Source organism: thiotrophic endosymbiont of Bathymodiolus puteoserpentis (Logatchev) (genome assembly GCF_900127505.1).
GTDB lineage: Bacteria > Pseudomonadota > Gammaproteobacteria > PS1 > Pseudothioglobaceae > Thiodubiliella.
The window spans coordinates 102,865-118,886 of sequence record NZ_UEXF01000007.1 but is presented as its reverse complement, the minus strand read 5'-3'; the positions used below and the strand labels follow the sequence as shown (position 1 = coordinate 118,886).

Here is a 16,022-nt window from a genome sequence, read left to right as displayed (position 1 = left end):
TGGTAGTACATGTTTTAAACCTTTGGCATCTGTGATGTTAGCAGGGGTTAATGCAACTTTGTTGATTAACCCTGATTGCATATCCACACTAATGTGTTTTTTAAAACCATACCAGAATTTATTTTTACCTTTGGCGCCAAACTTTGCTTGTTGGTCATAAGCCACCTTTGGTAGCGTTGTGTTGTTGAGTTTTTCTAATTTATTAGCAATGGCTAAATCTCGCGCTTGCCAAAGGTTGGCTTTTGCGACTAAATGAGAAGCGTCAATAAAGGTAAAGACTTCATTTAGATAGCCTTTGGATTTAAGTATATTTTTAACTTCGTTAAAAATTTTGGATAAAAGATGTGTGCCTATTTTTGTTCGCATCTTTGAAAAGATACTATAAGTTGGCGTTTTATCGCTTAAAGCGAAATTACAAAACCATTTGGCAGCGGTATTTTCTTGTAAGAATCTTTCTAACGCTCTGTCGCTAATATCTTCTAGATGTTGTAATAACAATGTTTTAAATAGGGTGTTGATACCGTAGCCTTTGTAATTACTATTACCAGCAATTGTGGTTAAGTGCTTATTGGTTATTTTGTCTAAATCAATAAGTTTGGTGAATTTACGATAGAGGTGGTTGGTTGGAACTAAGTCTTCTAGGTTGATGATTTCTGTTTGAGTGGTCATTATTTTTTTAAGTTATTGATATTAATAGTATTTTACTATAAATATGGTGTTTTTTGGTTGTTTTTTGGGTTTTTATTTTCAACAGTCCCGTTATGTGTTTTCCCTTTATATTCCTCAGCATTTGCACCACCATTTATAGTGAACAATAATTCTAATCTATCATTCATTTTTATGCCTCTTTCATTTTTTCGACGCAATATACCTTCAGAACCTTTTGTACTTAAGTAAAATTTTTCTCGTGCAGAAATTTGAATTACTGAAAATAAATCACCTTTAATAGGGTTATTTGAAGTTAGAGAAGTATTTATATAATTATCCGCATCAACTTGTATAAAGTCATCGTTAAATTGAATTAGTTCAAATTGTTCGTTTGATAAAACTGGCTGAATTTTAATCTTTTCAAGAAGAGTGTTTTTATTGTCAATAATACTTTTACCTATCCAACTAATCACAGGAATTGCCCATGAATTGCCTAAAGATTGATACCTATTTGTATCTCTATTTTTTGGGATATTTGTATAATTTTCAGGGAAGCCCATGAGTTTTTCACACTCCATTGGAGTAAACCTTCTTACTCTATCATTTTGTGAAATGTAAAGAGATCCATTATACGCTGCTGCATTTCCGTTCCATTTTGTCCCATACGCAGTATATAGACAGTCAGTATATTCGCGAAATACTTCGATTTTATTTTTTTGAATATTTTTAATTTTGACAAAACCTTGTGCTTGATTGTCACCAATTGGGGATAAAGCAACCCTCTGTTTCTTTATATTATTGGTATATAGTTGTTTATAGTTAAACAATTTTTCAGAATATTTGCTTTTTTCAAACAATATGGCTGCTGGGTCTTGTTTTTTGTCAGTAGCCACAACAAATAACCTTTTTCTTTGTTGTGGAAGTCCAAAATATTTTGCATCAAGTACACGCCACGCAATATTTCTTGTAGTACCGTACAGAACACCCGCTGGACTCCATTTTTTTATAGAAATTTCTTTATTTAACCCCGCTAAACCTGCAATAAACACCCCAAAAGCATTTGTTTTATCTTTAAGCACCCCTTCTACATTTTCCCATAGAATTATAGAGGGTTCTTTTCCTTGATTCTTGCGTTTATCGTCTATAGCGTCAGCAATTTCTATGAATTTTAAGGTTAATTGTCCTCTACTATCATCTAAACCTTGTTTCCATCCTGCTAAGGAGAATGCTTGGCATGGAGTTCCTCCACATAAGACATCAGGAGAGAGTATCTTTTCAGATTTTATTAACTCTGGAAGATTACACATATCACCATAATTTGAGACTAATGGGTATTTTTCTTTTAATAACCTTGAAGGAAAATCAGCTGTTTCTGAAAACCAAACAGCGTTATAGCCCAATGGCTGTAATGCAACACTTGCGGCTTCTATTCCTGAACATACACTGCCAAATTTCATTAGTTGCCCTCCTGTAACATCAGAAGTTCATTTAAACTATCCCTCCATTTTTGAATATCATACCAAGCACAACCAATACACCCTTTTTCAGCTTCTTTGCCAATTTTTGGAATATTATCATCCCATTCTATCCTGCCATCACAAAAATACTTGATACCAAAAATTACTCCTCGTCTGTTTGTCTGAAAACATTTCCTACAGATTTCTCTTTTTTGTAAATTACGTTGGTTGTCTAGTAATTGAAATTTTGCTTTTATTTCCTCTTTTGACAAAGATTCATTTTCTTGTTTTGTATTCTCATCCCACCTGATCTCTGGGAATTTGTGGTCTGGCATTAAACCGTGTTTATTGGCTGAACTTAATTCAAAAGCATTTATTGAGTTTAATGCCTTTATTGCTTTATTTTTAAATGATGTACTCATTATTTCGTACCCAGTCCCGCCACCTTTAGGAATTGGTAAAAGTAAAATATGAGTTCCATTTGAATTAGTGCTATTTATTCTCATATTTGTATGAGTTGCTAATGTGTACCCAAATTCCTTAATATCTTGTATTCTCCTTGCCCAATTAGGATTAGCTGGAAAATCTTGCTCAACACTATTCCATTTTAAGTTTAACAACTTATCAAAAAATTCTTTTGTTGTTTTCTTTCCTGACATTTCATTGTTCCATCTTTTTTGTTCCTCCTTTTGAAATAACTCAATGTTTGATCGTGAAAAAAAATCTTTTATTTTTTTAGATATGCTATTAGATCTGATTCTGTCTCTATAAATAGACCTGTTCTACGATAATAGTACGGAATAGAACCCTTCCAAACGAAATCATCAGCACTTATTATTTCAACATCTACATACTTTTCACTTGCTTTTAAATGCTCACGAAAATCTATTACCTGTACATTGGTTAGTTTTTTGTTGATATTCTCTCTATTCATAAAACATCCTTTATTTAAATAATTTTCTTACACATAACGTTTGAATTCAGCCGACGCGTAAGCGGTCGGCTGGAATGAATTGTTAGGGTATTTTTTAAAATGGAATATCATCATCTGCGGTGCTATTATCTTTGTTAAATACCAACTTATCTTGATTATCTATTATCCAATTGTTGCCATATTCAGTTAATTTACAAACTGAGAATTTTTCGTTATTGTGCCATTCGTCTATTTCTGTAGATATTTCAATTAGGTTGCCTTTTTTCAAGACTTTCACACCAACATTTGTTGCAATATTAGTGAAACCTGATTTTTTCATTTCATCTTTTAAATTATAAATTGCTATAAAATCATCATCTGTATATTGATTTTCAGCGATTAAGATAAGTATTGCGACTTCATGGCTTTTCAGTCCTTTCGTTTCAACTACAGGAGAGGCGTTCAGTTTTTCAACTAACTTGCTTGTATTTTTGTAAGCGTTTAATTTTTGAGTAATTTGTGTTTCTAAAGTTTTATAGTCGCTTGTCGATCTTGTTCTATATTTAATTATTTGTCTATGACCTATATCAAAAGGCAAATTACCTTTACGTTCTTCCGAACAAACCATAACAACATCTTTTTCTCTAGCAAAAGCAAATCCCAATTCATACCAAACATTGGGGTTATCTGAGGTTATATCAGCAAAGCATATTTTAGATTCTTTTATGTTTTTTTCAATACTGTCAATCGGAACTCTTACACTTGGATCGCCATCTACTCTATATGGTTCTAATTCTGATGCCTTAATAGCTGGTTCAAAAATATCTTTAAATCGCTTATCAAATCTATCTTCATCAAATGGTTGAATAACAAAACATTTTTCCATGCTTTTTCCTTTATGTGATAGGTGTATTATGTGTCACCCTAACTATTCTATTAGTATGAGGCATTATTGCCTTAATACGCTGTATTAAAAATAAGATCAGGCATTCTGATTTTGTAAAAACTCTAATGCTGGGAATTATAACTCAAAATAAAGATGTTCCATAGTTTTGTCGGTATAAGTGTTCAATTTTTGTTAAATCAAACCGATGGTTTTGTGTGCCTAGATGAGCAACCTTAATAGCACCTAACAGTCCTGCCAATTGTCCGGTGGTTTTCCAATCCATGTTATTCATCAGACCGTATAACAATCCTGCACGATAAGCATCGCCACAACCTGTTGGGTCTTGTGTAGATTGCGTTTTTGCTGGGGCAATGTTAATCACTTCGCCATTTGTGTGAATTTCACTGCCTTCACCTCCTTTGGTGATGATTAGCGCATCTACCATTGAAGCGATGGTTGTCAAATTCAAACCTGTTTTTTCTTGTAGCATTTGTGATTCATAGTCATTGACTGCTACGAAGTTCGCTTGTTCAATAAAGGTGGTGAGTTCTGCGCCTGAGAACATTGGCATACCCTGACCTGGGTCAAAGATAAAAGGGATGTTGCTATCGGCGAATTGCTTTGCGTGTTCAATCATACCATCGCGCCCATCGGGTGAGACGATGCCAATATCAGCCACAGAAGCATCACTGACTTGGTTTTGGTGCGACTCGCTCATCGCACCCGGGTGAAAAGCGGTAATTTGGTTGTCATCCATATCAGTGGTGATAAAGGCTTGACCTGTGTAAGTGCCCTCAATTACTTTTATATGCGTGGTATTCATATGATGAGATTCCATCCAATTCATATAAGGGGTAAAGTCTTCGCCCACGGTTGCCATTGGCACGGAGTTGGCGCCTAATAAATGTAGATTGTAAGCGATATTGCCACCACAACCACCAAACTCTTTGCGCATGGTTGGCACTAAGAATGAGACATTCAGCATATGTACCTTGTCGGGTAAGATATGGTTTTTAAATTGGTCGTGAAAAACCATAATAGAATCAAAGGCGTAAGAGCCACAAATGAGAGCTGTTTTTGACATTGTTTTCTCCTTTTTTTATGTAGGTGTTTCGGTTTACTTTCTTAATTGTTCGGGTATTGGAAAGTGTGTGCTTTCTTTCACGCCACCTACTTCAATCACTTCGTTTGCACCGTGATCGCGCAAATAATCAATGACTTCTTGTACCAATATTTCAGGCGCTGATGCGCCTGCTGTAACCCCAATAGTATTGACATCAGTTAGCCAACTTGGTTGAATTTCGTTTGCACCGTCAATCAAATAAGCGTTTTTTTGCATTTTTTCGGCAATTTCTCTCAAGCGATTTGAGTTGCTAGAGTTGCTAGAGCCTAATACCAAGAGCATGTCAGAATCTTGCATGAGTGTTTTAACGGCGTCTTGTCGGTTTTGCGTCGCATAGCAAATATCATCTTTTTGCGGTGATTTAATCTCAGGAAATCTATCTTTTAGCGCATTAACAATTTGCTGGGTATCGTCAATGGATAAGGTGGTTTGTGTTGTATAAGAAAGTTGTTTGTTGTCCAAATTTAACTTATCTACATCTGCAACGGTTTCAATCAATGTAACACTTGCACTTTGGTTTGATTGCCCAAGTGTGCCTTCTACTTCTGGGTGTCCTTCGTGTCCAATTAAGATGACTTGATGGTTTTGTTTTTGTTTGCGCACGACTTCCTTATGGACTTTGGTGACCAGTGGACAGGTAGCGTCATAAATAATTGCACCGAGTTCATTGGCTTGTTGGCGCACTGCCTTTGATACACCATGTGCGCTAAAAATCACCACTTTGCCTGCTGGCACTTCATCGATTTCTTCAACAAAAATCGCACCTTTGGTTTTAAGGCTATCTACTACAAATTTGTTGTGCACTACTTCATGACGCACATAAATAGGCGCACCATGCAATTCTAATACACGCTCAACGATTTCAATGGCACGCTCAACCCCTGCGCAAAAACCTCGTGGATTGGCAAGTAGCACCTTCATTGAGGGCTTTTAGATTTTTCAAGTATTTCTACTTGGAATGAGACATCACAACCTGCCAAGGGGTGATTAAAATTTACGGTAATATTGTCGCCATCAATTTTATCAATACAGCCTGCATAAGAATCACCTGTGGGTGTTTTAAATTCAACGCCATTATTAAGCTTGATGTCTAACTCCTTAGGGAACTCAGCGCGACGCATCACTTGAATGGCATCGCTCTCAGCTTGACCAAAGGCCTCACTGGCACTTAACAAGAAGGTTTGCAGTTTGCCCACTTTTGCTTCTTTAATGCAAGATTCTAGGCAAGGGTCAAGTTGCCCATCGCCAACTTCAAATTCAAAAGGGGTGTCAAGCGAGGCATTAACCAATTCACCACTTGCGTGTGTGAGCTTGTAGAAGATTTTGTATTTAGCCATGTAGCGCTTGTAGCAGTTGGTGTACTTTGTCGCGCAAATCTCTGCGATGTACAATCATATCGATTGCGCCTTTTTCAAGTAAGAATTCACTGCGTTGAAAGCCTGGTGGCAACTCCTCTCGCACTGTTTGCTCCACTACTCTGGGCCCAGCAAAACCAATCAGTGCATTTGGCTCGGCAATGTGAATATCGCCTAGCATGGCAAAGCTGGCAGACACACCACCCATGGTTGGATCGGTTAAAATTGAGATAAATGGAATTTTTTTGTTGCTGAGTAATTTTAGTGCCAGTGATGTTTTGCTCATTTGCATAAGCGAAAACAAGCCTTCTTGCATGCGTGCACCGCCGGATGCTGAAAAACAAACCAGCGGCACATCAGTATCCATACAAAGTTGCGCTGCACGGACAAATTTTTCGCCCACTACTGAGCCCATTGAGCCACCCATAAATTTAAAATCAAATGCAGCTACAACAACGCTCATCCCATGTAGCGTACCACTTTTTACAACTAAAGCGTCTTTTTCATTGGTGGTTTTTTGTGCTTGAATAATGCGTTCTTTGTATTTCTTTTGGTCTTTAAATTTTAAAGGATCAACTGCAACCAAATCAGGTGCAATTTCTTTTTGCCCATCTTCGTCTAAAAAACTATTGAGGCGTACACGAGCAGAAATACGCATGTGATAATCGCATTTGGGACAAACATAATCCAACCCTTCTAACTCTTCTGAATAAAGGGTAGTTTCACACTTGGGGCACTTTCTCCACAAGCCCTCTGGAATATTTTTCTTCGCTACACTGGTAATAGAAGGTAGGATTTTTTCTAACCAACTCATCGTTACTCCTTAATTGCTCTTGAAATTTCGTTTGCCAACGCGCCAACACTTGCTAACATTTTATCCTTATTCTCATTATATTTTTCAATAAATGACACTAATGATGAGCCAACAATCACCGCATCTGCTGATTTAGAGACCACTTTGGCGGTTGCTGCATCTTTAATGCCAAAGCCAACACCAATAGGCAAGTTGATGAATTGGCGGATTCTACTCATATTTGTATTCACGATATCAATATTTAGATGTCCAGCACCGGTCACGCCTTTGAGTGAAACAAAATAAACAAAGCCAGAGGCAATATTGGCTAAAGCTGCTAAGCGCTCGTTAGTCGTGGTTGGCGCCACTAAGAAAATAAAGTCAATATCCGCACCATCCAAACACGCTTTTAAATCTTGTGCTTCTTCGGGCGGCATATCTACTACCAATATGCCATCTACACCACTTTCACTTGCCACATCGGCAAATGCTTGGTAACCAAACACTTCAATTGGGTTGAGATAACCCATCAAAACGATTGCAGTTGTGTCATTAGTTTGTCTGAATTTTTCTACTAAAGTCAACACATCACGCAAACTCACACCGTCTGCTACTGAGCGTTCATGTGATTTGGCAATGACAGGGCCATCAGCCATCGGATCTGAAAACGGCACACCGAGCTCAATCACATCTGCACCATTGGCAACTAATGTTTGCATGAGTTCAAAGGTATTGTTTAAGCCACTATCACCTGCGGTAATAAAGGGGATAAAGGCTTTTTGCCCTTGTTTTCTTAGGCTTTGAAAGATATTTTTTATTCTTGACATAATCGGGTATTTAATGTTGACAATTTTTCGCAAATTTTATTGGTTTCACAAATTTCGAAAGATGTATTTTCAAACTTTATTTTTATGTCTTTAATTGAAAACAAATTATCCCAAACAACAATCTCGGTGTCATTCTTAACTACTACATAATAGAGAATGGGAACGGCATTCTGAATAATCTCAATAGACTTCGTGTACTTTTTGCCAAGATTGCTTAATATATCCTTCGATGTTTTGTTCTTTAACTGCTCTTTCAAATCTTTCAATTCAATTAAAATAACCCTATTTTCTATCATTTCAATATAGTCAACTTGGCATGCTTGGCCGTATTTTTTATCCAAGGAAGAAACAAATCCGCCATCATTCATATCAAATAATATCGCTTTACAATCTGCCATCTCTTTATTTCTGTGTTTTTTAGCATGCTGAATTGTTTTGCAATAGTTGGTTAAATCAACCATTCTTTGCGTCTTCTGTGTATAGGTCTTTGTATGGAGATGACAATTCTTCTCTTGATTCTATTAAATTTTCAGTAATATTACTAGAGTCAAATTCAAACAAGCCACCCTCTTTTGTGAAATGATTAATCGCAATAAAATCGCCGTCTTTTTCTTTAGTGTGGACTTCTAACGCCTTAATCATATCCAAACTATGCGTTGCCATCACCACATTAACGCCACTTTCTGCCAATTTAATTAAGGTTTTGGTTAATAAGACCTGCCAAGTTGGGTGTAGGTTTGTTTCTGGTTCATCAAAAAAGACAAACGAGCCTTTACTTATTACATTATTTTTTAATAACGTTTGAATCACGCCTAAATTTGTCATGCCAAAAGAAATTAAGTTTTTACCAATGCTTCTGTTAGAATCATCAACAAAAGACAGGCGACCATTTTCAAAAATAAATTCCCCACCAATTTCTGCTTTTAACTCAGTTACTAATTTTGAAATAATCTCCAATGGCGGGTTAGTTGACTTGGTGTTTAAGGCTTTATCTAAATCATAAAAATATTTTGGTACACCTGTTAAGTCATTCTTTTCTTCAACCTCTTTAGATTTATTCAATGCATCCCTGACGCTCCAATAGGCAGGAGACTCAAAAAATACTACTCTTGAAAGCTTGGATATATCATCAATAAAAAATGAGTCTAAATTAAAATCAATAATATTTTTTGCATCAAAAGATATGTTAAGTCCATAATCGGCAGATAGGCTTGTTTTTTCTTCATCAAAAGAAACCAGTTCTGATATGTTGGCTATTTGGAAATTTTCTTGCAATTCTTTTTTTAAAGCATTATCTAATAGTTCAACATATCTTTTCTTTCCTTCTGTTGAATTAAGGATTAAAGAGCTTAAAGATTTTCTTAAAATATTAGAAGGGTAACTCACAGATTTGATTTTTTGTTTTTTTTCTAATTTGGTTAAGTATTCTATAAATCTATTAAAATTTTTAATCTGTGTATCGGTTGTAGTAGAGCGAGTTTGAATATAAGCACCTATAGAGTAATCTTTCATATCCATTAATAGGGATTGAAGTTCGTTAAGAGTTAATTTTAATAATTGGATATTTTTTTTATCTTCTTTGCCTTTGCGCGTTAAAGATTTATCAAAAAAATCAATTCCTAGGCTACTCATTCGAATATTATTAGTAGCCTCAATATAAAGTAAATTCTTATTAACAATATTAAAAACGGAATACAGAGTCTTGGTAAAAAAACTTTTACCCGTGCCATTTTCACCCGTCAGCACAGTTAAAGGGCGAACCTTTACTGTGCCATCTTTCAGCTTCCCTAAGTTCTTAACCTTAATATCTAGTATATTCATAATGTTACCTCTTGCTAAGGTTATGCACACTATCAACCAGTACTTTCATATTTTCAGGGTCAACATCAGGTGTAATACCGTGACCAAGGTTAAAAATATGCCCTGTATCGCCTTTGAATTGTGATAGCACTTTTTTCACTTCTCGCTCAATGATTTCAGGCGTGGCGTAGAGAACGGCGGGGTCAAGGTTGCCTTGAATGGCGACTTTATTGCCAACCTCTTGTTGTGCTTGTGACAGCTCAACCGTCCAGTCAATACCAATACCATCACAGAGCGTATCGGCAATATAAGTTAAATATTTGCCACCATTCTTACTGAACAGTGTGATCGGAATATTAGGATGCTTGGCTTTGATGCCCTTAACAATTTTTGCCATATAGTCCAGTGAAAAATCCAGATAATTTTGCTTGGATAGTACGCCACCCCAAGTGTCAAAAATCATTACGCTATCGGCACCTGATAAAATTTGTTGGTTAAGATAGGCAATCACGCTATGGGCTAATTTGTCTAATAGTAAATGCAGGGCCTTTGGTTCATTAAACAACATCTTTTTAGTATTGGCAAATGTCTTACTGCTACCACCTTCAATCATATAGGTTGCCAAAGTCCATGGGCTACCACTAAAACCAATCAAGGGCACACGGTTATTTAGTGCTTTTTTAATGGTTGAAACACCATCAAAAACATAAGTTAAATCGTTATTGATCTCACTTGGTAATTTCTCAATATCTTGCAGATTTTGAATCGGGTTTTTAAATTTCGGACCTTCGCCTTCTGAAAAATACAAGCCTAAGCCCATCGCATCAGGAATGGTCAAAATATCAGAGAATAAAATTGCTGCATCTAAGTCAAATCTATCAATGGGTTGTAGCGTGACTTCACAGGCTAATTCTGGATTTTTGCACAACGATAAAAAATCACCCGCTTGTTTTCGAGTGGCACGATACTCCGGTAAATAACGCCCTGCTTGACGCATTACCCAAATTGGTGTGCGTGTTGTGGGTTTTTTTAATAAAGCGTTAATGTAGTCGAATGACATAGTCTTAAGTAAGTAAATGGTGAGTTAGTAATTATAGCGATTTTGCTTGGTAGCCGGGTATAAAAAAAAGCCACAAATTGTGGCTTTTTATTGGGGAAGCGGTTTGTTTATCGCTTGAACGAACCGTAACGAGATTTAAACTTCTCAACGCGACCTGCGCTATCCATAATTTTTTGCTTGCCTGTGTAGAAAGGGTGGCAACTTGAACACACATCTAAGTGCAACTCCTCTTTGCCAATCGTTGAGCGTGACTCAAAAGCGTTGCCGCATGAACATACTACTTTTACAGTGTCGTAATTAGGGTGGATATCTGTTTTCATGTTATTATTTATGCAAATCTCTAAAGAGGGAGCATTATATACCATTGTTGAGTAAAATACAATTATGAATAACATTAACGCCATCATTCTTGCTGCCGGCAAAGGCACGCGTATGAATTCTACCAAACCAAAAGTCTTACAAGTCCTATCAGACAAGACTTTACTTGAACATGTGCTGATGCAGGCACAAGCACTTTGTTCACAAGTGTTTGTAGTGGTTGGCTTTGGTAGTGAGCAGGTGTGCCAAGCCCTTGATGATGATTCAATTAACTGGGTAGAGCAGAGCGAACAACTTGGCACGGGTCATGCGGTTCAGCAGGCTACGCCGTATATCAATGATGATTCAATTTCTTTGGTGTTGTATGGTGATGTGCCACTTATCCGGCAATCAACTTTAAAAGACCTGATCACTCAAACACAAAAAAGTGGTGTGGCACTCCTTTCGGTGATGCTTGACAATCCAGCAGGTTATGGTCGTATTATTCGTAAGGATAATCAAATCCAAGCTATTGTTGAGCAAAAAGATGCAAATACTGAGCAACTTATGATTTGTGAAGTCAATACAGGTATTATGGTGCTTGATAGTGGTTTATTAAAAGCTTATTTGGGCAATTTAAACGCAAACAATGTACAAGGCGAGTTTTATTTGACCGATATTATTGCAATGGCGGTGAAAGACGGTAAAACAATTGCATCAGTCATTGCAGAAAATGACAGTGAGGTAGCAGGTGTGAATGATAAAGTGCAATTGGCAGAATTAGAAAGAGTCTTTCAGAAAAATCAAGCAAATCAATTTATGCAACAAGGCTTAACGCTAAAAGACCCTGCGCGTTTTGATTGCCGAGGAACGCTTAATTTTGGGCAAGATTGTGAAGTTGATGTTAATGTGGTGGTTGAGGGTAATGTTTCGCTTGGAGATAACACGACAATTGCACCGAATTGTATAATAAAAAACGCTAAAATTGGCACTAATGTAGTTATCTTGCCTAATTCAGTTATTGAAGATGCCATTATTGGCGATGGCGCATCTATCGGACCATTTGCACGCATCCGCCCTGAGGCTCATATTGGTGAAAGCGCCAAGATTGGCAACTTTGTTGAGGTGAAAAAATCCACTATTGGCAAGGGTTCAAAAATCTCCCACCTAAGTTATGTGGGCGATACTATCATGGGTGAGGGTGTTAATATCGGCGCTGGCGTGATTACTTGTAATTATGATGGTGTTAATAAGCACCAAACCACGATTGAAGACGGTGTATTTGTCGGCTCAGATACGCAATTCATCGCACCAGTGACTATCGGTAAAAATGCCACTATTGGTGCAGGCTCAACTATCGCTAAAGATGTGCCAGGTGGTAAACTCAGTCTAAGTCGAACTAAGCAGGCTGTGCTAAAAAACTGGAAAAAACCAATTAAAAAATAAATGTACTCACTACCTCGTAATGTTTGGTTATTGGCGATTAGCTTGTCATTATTTATGTCTTTGACGGTTTTTTTGATTTTCCTTGGGGGTATTATTGGTCAATCTTTAGCGCCCAATATTGGTTTATCAACCCTACCGGTGGCAATGATTGCGGTGGGTACTGCTAGCAGTATTATTCCTGTTGTTTATATTATGTCTAAAATTGGTAGAAGGCGTACTTTTTTAGGGGTTTGTGTTTATACAATTGCTGTTATTGCACTTGCTATCATGGCCTTGGAATTAAAATCATTTTATTTGTTTTGTCTATCCACTTTCTTATTTGGCGTTACTGCAGCGACTATGAATCAGTTTAGGTTTGCCGCCATTGAAAGTGTTGATGAAAACCTCAGTGCAACAGCTACTTCAGCAGTGCTTATTGGGGGTTTGGTTTCTGCTTTTTTAGGTCCAGAGCTTGCAACCTTGGGAAAAGATTGGCTTGACACCGCCTTTGTTGGCTCGTTTTTATTACTCAGCATTTGTTTTATAGTCGCATTCTTATTATTGTGGTTTTATCGCTCAGACTATGTATCTGAACCTGAGCAAAAACAATCAGGCAGAAGCTTGGGCGTTATTATCAAGCAGCCTGTGTTTATTGTTGCTGTGTCTAGTGCTGCAGTAGGTTATGTTATTATGAGTTATATTATGACTGCCACACCAATAAGTATGCATGTTATTGACGGATTTTCATTGGCACAAACTAAACTTGTCATTCAATCCCATGTTATTGCCATGTTTTTACCTTCTCTATTCACCCCAATTGTTGTTAAATTATTTGGGCTTAGTAAAATGATGATAATTGGTATCATACTATATTTTGCCTGTATTATCATTGGATATAACCACAGTTTAACTAATTATTGGGCGGCACTAATTCTATTAGGGCTAGGTTGGAACTTTCTGTTTATTGGTGGCACTAGTTTATTGCCAAAGGCTTATCATGATATTGAAAAATTCAAAGTACAATCCGTCAATGATTTTTTAATTTTTGCTATGCAAGCTATGGCCTTATTGTCAGCAGGTTGGTTTGTATTTAATTTTGGCTGGGGGGTCGTTCTGCTTTCCACTATCCCACTACTACTGCTTCAACTATCAATACTATGGTGGTGGCTAAGAAAAAAACCAACACATGCGACAAGAAACTCTAAATAACAAACCACAAAGCTTTCTGTGATAAGCCTCTAATTATTAATCGCTATATGTTTAATTCTTTAGACATATGTATCAAAAACACCCCCACTAGACATTTGTCCAATATACATGTCAATTGTCAATTGTTACAATCTATATAAATTATTAACAAGTGTGGCGTGTTGTATGTGTTTAGACAAAAATCAAAATAATATTGATATTGTTGTTAGGGTCTTTCATTGGCTCTTAGTCATTCTTTTTGTTATGCTTTTCATAACTGGGAATGGTTATTATGATGATAGTTCACATATTTTATTAGGCTACTTACTAATTAGTTTAATAATAAGTAGAATTGCATGGGGGCTTATGGGCGTTCATAATGCGTTGTGGAAAAATTATCTATACACACCCAAAGCTGTTCTCAATTACCTCTCAAAACTAACCCAAAACAAACCAATAGCATTTAAGGTTCACAACCCTGCCGGTAGTATGATGGTCTTAATAATGCTGTTAATGCTTATCATGATTAGTGTTAGCGGTTTACTGGCGCAAGGTCTGTTTGAACTAGATGGGGCTTTTTATGCCTTAACGCAACATTTTTCAGACTCGCAAGCCTTTCTAACGAGAAGCATTCATGATGACCTATCACAACTGATGCTTTTTGCTATTATTTTTCATGTCAGCGGCGTTGTTTACTCAAGCAAAATTTACAACATCAATTTACCATTGATGATGTTAAGTGGAAAGCGACACCCTTTTCAAACAGGAGATAAACCATGAAAAAATATTTTTTAATTATATTGTTATGTAGTGTTAACGCTTATGCTAAGCCAGTGAATTTTGAAAAGTTATATCAATCTTGGGGAGTAACCACTAAGGCGGATGCAAAAAAAGCCGAAATAATGTGGACGCAAGAGTTTATTGTAGATAGAAGCTGTGCTAGCTGCCACACCAACAATCTTAAAAAGTACGGTGCACACATAAAAACCAAGAAGAGAATCAAGCCTTTATCTGCAAAAGTCAATCCAAAACGACTAACTAGCGTTAGAAAGATAAACAAATGGTTGAAGCGCAATTGTAAATTTACTTACAAGCGCGAGTGCAGCCCGCAAGAAAAAATGAATTTCATTGAATTTATTAAACAAAACTAGGAGAAAATTATGTACAAAAAATATTTAATACTTATGTTGCTATTCATTAGCTCGTTTTATTCACTCTACACTCAGGCAGATGACGAGGGATTTTCAAGTTTTTTTAATTCGTTCTTTGGTAAAGAGCTTGATGTTGCTCCAGTCAAAAATGCCCTATATTTAGAAGAATGTGGTGCCTGTCATTTTGCTTATCAGCCAGGATTGTTGCCTTCTAGGTCGTGGAAAAAAATGCTCTCACAACAGGAAGCAAAGAATCATTTTGAAGAAGACATTACATTTGATGATAAAACCGTTGAAGCACAACTTATGCATTATTTAACCAGCAATGCTGCTGAATATTCTTCATTTAAACGCTCAAGAAAAATTATGCGCTCTTTGTCAAACAATGCATCTCCTTTGCAGATATCAGAAACACCTTATATTAAAAGAAAACACGCAGAGATACCAAAGAAGCTCATCATTCAACCAGAAGTTGGTTCAATTGCAAATTGTGAAGCTTGTCATAAAAAGGCATCAAAAGGTAACTACGATGATGACGAGGTATCTATACCAAATGCTTGGGGTTATAGTTGGGATTAAAATAGGTCTTCTAAAAAATAAGCAGCAAGATGACTTCTGCTATCTAAATTAGATTTTTGATAGATGGTAGAGGCTTGTTGGCGTACGGTTTTTTCTTTGGTTCCTCTAATTTGACTAATTTGCTCAAAAGACAAACCTTTGATTAACAACAACGCCACTTCTTGTTCGGATTTGCTCAAAGACCATTGCTCAAATTGACTGTTTAAAACCTTTAGCAATCCTACTCTTAACACTTGTACTTGTTGAGAGTAGGTTTCTTTATCTTTTTTTACTTTTTTTAAACTTTGTTCTAAAGACTTAACACTATGGCGATTGTCAATTATTTCCTTCCAGATAATATAAATAGCAACTACACATAAAAAGGCAATAAAACCCTCTTGTGCAATATGCATAGAATCGTGATAACCTTCAGCTATATCTTCAATAAATGGGAAAATATTAGCAAGAAAAATGTAAAAGAACGCTAACAAAAGAATGCTTTTTTTAGTTTGTGCTTTCATGTATTTATTTTAATCCACTT

20 protein-coding genes are annotated in these 16,022 nt (G+C 36.5%); 5 read left to right on the top strand and 15 right to left on the bottom strand.

Annotated elements, in window-relative coordinates:
- The 14 genes from BHECKSOX2_RS00695 to rpmE form a co-directional block, all read right to left on the bottom strand.
- Positions 1-669 (bottom strand): transposase (locus BHECKSOX2_RS00695; protein WP_139683187.1); only part of this gene is annotated, 669 nt, incomplete at its 3' end.
- A 35-nt stretch (positions 670-704) separates the two neighbouring features.
- Complete coding sequence (locus BHECKSOX2_RS00690; protein WP_139682043.1) at positions 705-2,105, bottom strand: DNA cytosine methyltransferase; 1,401 nt, start codon at positions 2,103-2,105, stop codon at positions 705-707.
- The gene (locus BHECKSOX2_RS00685) at positions 2,105-2,764 is read right to left on the bottom strand and encodes a hypothetical protein (protein WP_139682042.1); all 660 of its coding nucleotides are present in this window, start codon (positions 2,762-2,764) and stop codon (positions 2,105-2,107) included. The genes BHECKSOX2_RS00690 and BHECKSOX2_RS00685 overlap by 1 nt, the downstream gene beginning before the upstream one ends.
- 68 nt (positions 2,765-2,832) lie before the next feature.
- Positions 2,833-3,039, bottom strand: a complete 207-nt coding sequence (locus BHECKSOX2_RS00680) for a hypothetical protein (protein ID WP_139682041.1) — start codon at positions 3,037-3,039, stop codon at positions 2,833-2,835.
- A gap of 94 nt (positions 3,040-3,133) precedes the next feature.
- Complete coding sequence (locus BHECKSOX2_RS00675; protein WP_139682040.1) at positions 3,134-3,904, bottom strand: hypothetical protein; 771 nt, start codon at positions 3,902-3,904, stop codon at positions 3,134-3,136.
- A 142-nt stretch (positions 3,905-4,046) separates the two neighbouring features.
- Entirely contained in the window at positions 4,047-4,988 is a 942-nt protein-coding gene (locus tag BHECKSOX2_RS00670) for a carbohydrate kinase family protein (RefSeq protein WP_139682039.1), read from the bottom strand.
- Between the two features lie 33 nt (positions 4,989-5,021).
- Positions 5,022-5,948 carry a 4-hydroxy-3-methylbut-2-enyl diphosphate reductase gene (gene ispH / locus BHECKSOX2_RS00665; protein WP_139682038.1) on the bottom strand — a complete coding sequence of 309 codons (927 nt, stop codon included), beginning with the start codon at positions 5,946-5,948 and terminating at the stop codon, positions 5,022-5,024.
- Positions 5,945-6,364, bottom strand: coding sequence for an FKBP-type peptidyl-prolyl cis-trans isomerase (locus BHECKSOX2_RS00660; protein ID WP_139682037.1), 420 nt, complete (start codon positions 6,362-6,364; stop codon positions 5,945-5,947). Before BHECKSOX2_RS00660 ends, ispH begins: the two co-directional genes overlap by 4 nt.
- The gene (gene accD / locus BHECKSOX2_RS00655) at positions 6,357-7,196 is read right to left on the bottom strand and encodes an acetyl-CoA carboxylase, carboxyltransferase subunit beta (RefSeq protein ID WP_090715811.1); all 840 of its coding nucleotides are present in this window, start codon (positions 7,194-7,196) and stop codon (positions 6,357-6,359) included. Before accD ends, BHECKSOX2_RS00660 begins: the two co-directional genes overlap by 8 nt.
- Before the next feature lie 2 nt (positions 7,197-7,198).
- On the bottom strand, positions 7,199-8,002 hold the full coding sequence (gene trpA, locus BHECKSOX2_RS00650) for a tryptophan synthase subunit alpha (protein WP_090715808.1): 804 nt from the start codon (positions 8,000-8,002) through the stop codon (positions 7,199-7,201).
- Positions 7,990-8,463, bottom strand: a complete 474-nt coding sequence (locus tag BHECKSOX2_RS00645) for a hypothetical protein (RefSeq protein WP_139682036.1) — start codon at positions 8,461-8,463, stop codon at positions 7,990-7,992. The genes trpA and BHECKSOX2_RS00645 overlap by 13 nt, the downstream gene beginning before the upstream one ends.
- Positions 8,456-9,823 (bottom strand): AAA family ATPase, encoded by a 1,368-nt coding sequence (locus tag BHECKSOX2_RS00640; RefSeq protein ID WP_139682035.1) that lies wholly within the window; start codon positions 9,821-9,823, stop codon positions 8,456-8,458. The genes BHECKSOX2_RS00645 and BHECKSOX2_RS00640 overlap by 8 nt, the downstream gene beginning before the upstream one ends.
- Positions 9,824-9,827: 4 nt before the next feature.
- A complete protein-coding gene (hemE, locus tag BHECKSOX2_RS00635) occupies positions 9,828-10,862 on the bottom strand; it encodes a uroporphyrinogen decarboxylase (protein WP_090715799.1) in 1,035 nt (344 codons plus the stop codon).
- A gap of 107 nt (positions 10,863-10,969) precedes the next feature.
- Positions 10,970-11,182 (bottom strand): 50S ribosomal protein L31, encoded by a 213-nt coding sequence (rpmE, locus tag BHECKSOX2_RS00630; RefSeq protein WP_090715824.1) that lies wholly within the window; start codon positions 11,180-11,182, stop codon positions 10,970-10,972.
- A gap of 64 nt (positions 11,183-11,246) precedes the next feature.
- Here rpmE and glmU point away from each other — a divergent pair, with 64 nt between their 5' ends.
- From glmU to BHECKSOX2_RS00605, 5 genes are all read left to right on the top strand, one after another.
- On the top strand, positions 11,247-12,605 hold the full coding sequence (gene glmU, locus BHECKSOX2_RS00625; RefSeq protein WP_139682034.1) for a bifunctional UDP-N-acetylglucosamine diphosphorylase/glucosamine-1-phosphate N-acetyltransferase GlmU: 1,359 nt from the start codon (positions 11,247-11,249) through the stop codon (positions 12,603-12,605).
- Entirely contained in the window at positions 12,606-13,793 is a 1,188-nt protein-coding gene (locus BHECKSOX2_RS00620; protein ID WP_139682033.1) for an MFS transporter, read from the top strand. It begins immediately after the preceding gene.
- 165 nt (positions 13,794-13,958) lie between these two features.
- Positions 13,959-14,552: a cytochrome b/b6 domain-containing protein gene (locus BHECKSOX2_RS00615; RefSeq protein WP_180323592.1), complete on the top strand. Its 594-nt coding sequence runs from the start codon at positions 13,959-13,961 to the stop codon at positions 14,550-14,552.
- Positions 14,549-14,923 carry a DUF1924 domain-containing protein gene (locus BHECKSOX2_RS00610; RefSeq protein ID WP_139682031.1) on the top strand — a complete coding sequence of 125 codons (375 nt, stop codon included), beginning with the start codon at positions 14,549-14,551 and terminating at the stop codon, positions 14,921-14,923. The genes BHECKSOX2_RS00615 and BHECKSOX2_RS00610 overlap by 4 nt, the downstream gene beginning before the upstream one ends.
- A gap of 9 nt (positions 14,924-14,932) precedes the next feature.
- The gene (locus tag BHECKSOX2_RS00605; RefSeq protein WP_180323591.1) at positions 14,933-15,502 is read left to right on the top strand and encodes a diheme cytochrome c; all 570 of its coding nucleotides are present in this window, start codon (positions 14,933-14,935) and stop codon (positions 15,500-15,502) included.
- Here the strand turns inward: BHECKSOX2_RS00605 and BHECKSOX2_RS00600 are convergent.
- Positions 15,499-16,002: a helix-turn-helix domain-containing protein gene (locus BHECKSOX2_RS00600; protein ID WP_245391267.1), complete on the bottom strand. Its 504-nt coding sequence runs from the start codon at positions 16,000-16,002 to the stop codon at positions 15,499-15,501. The genes BHECKSOX2_RS00605 and BHECKSOX2_RS00600 overlap by 4 nt on opposite strands.
- Positions 16,003-16,022: the final 20 nt, after the last annotated feature.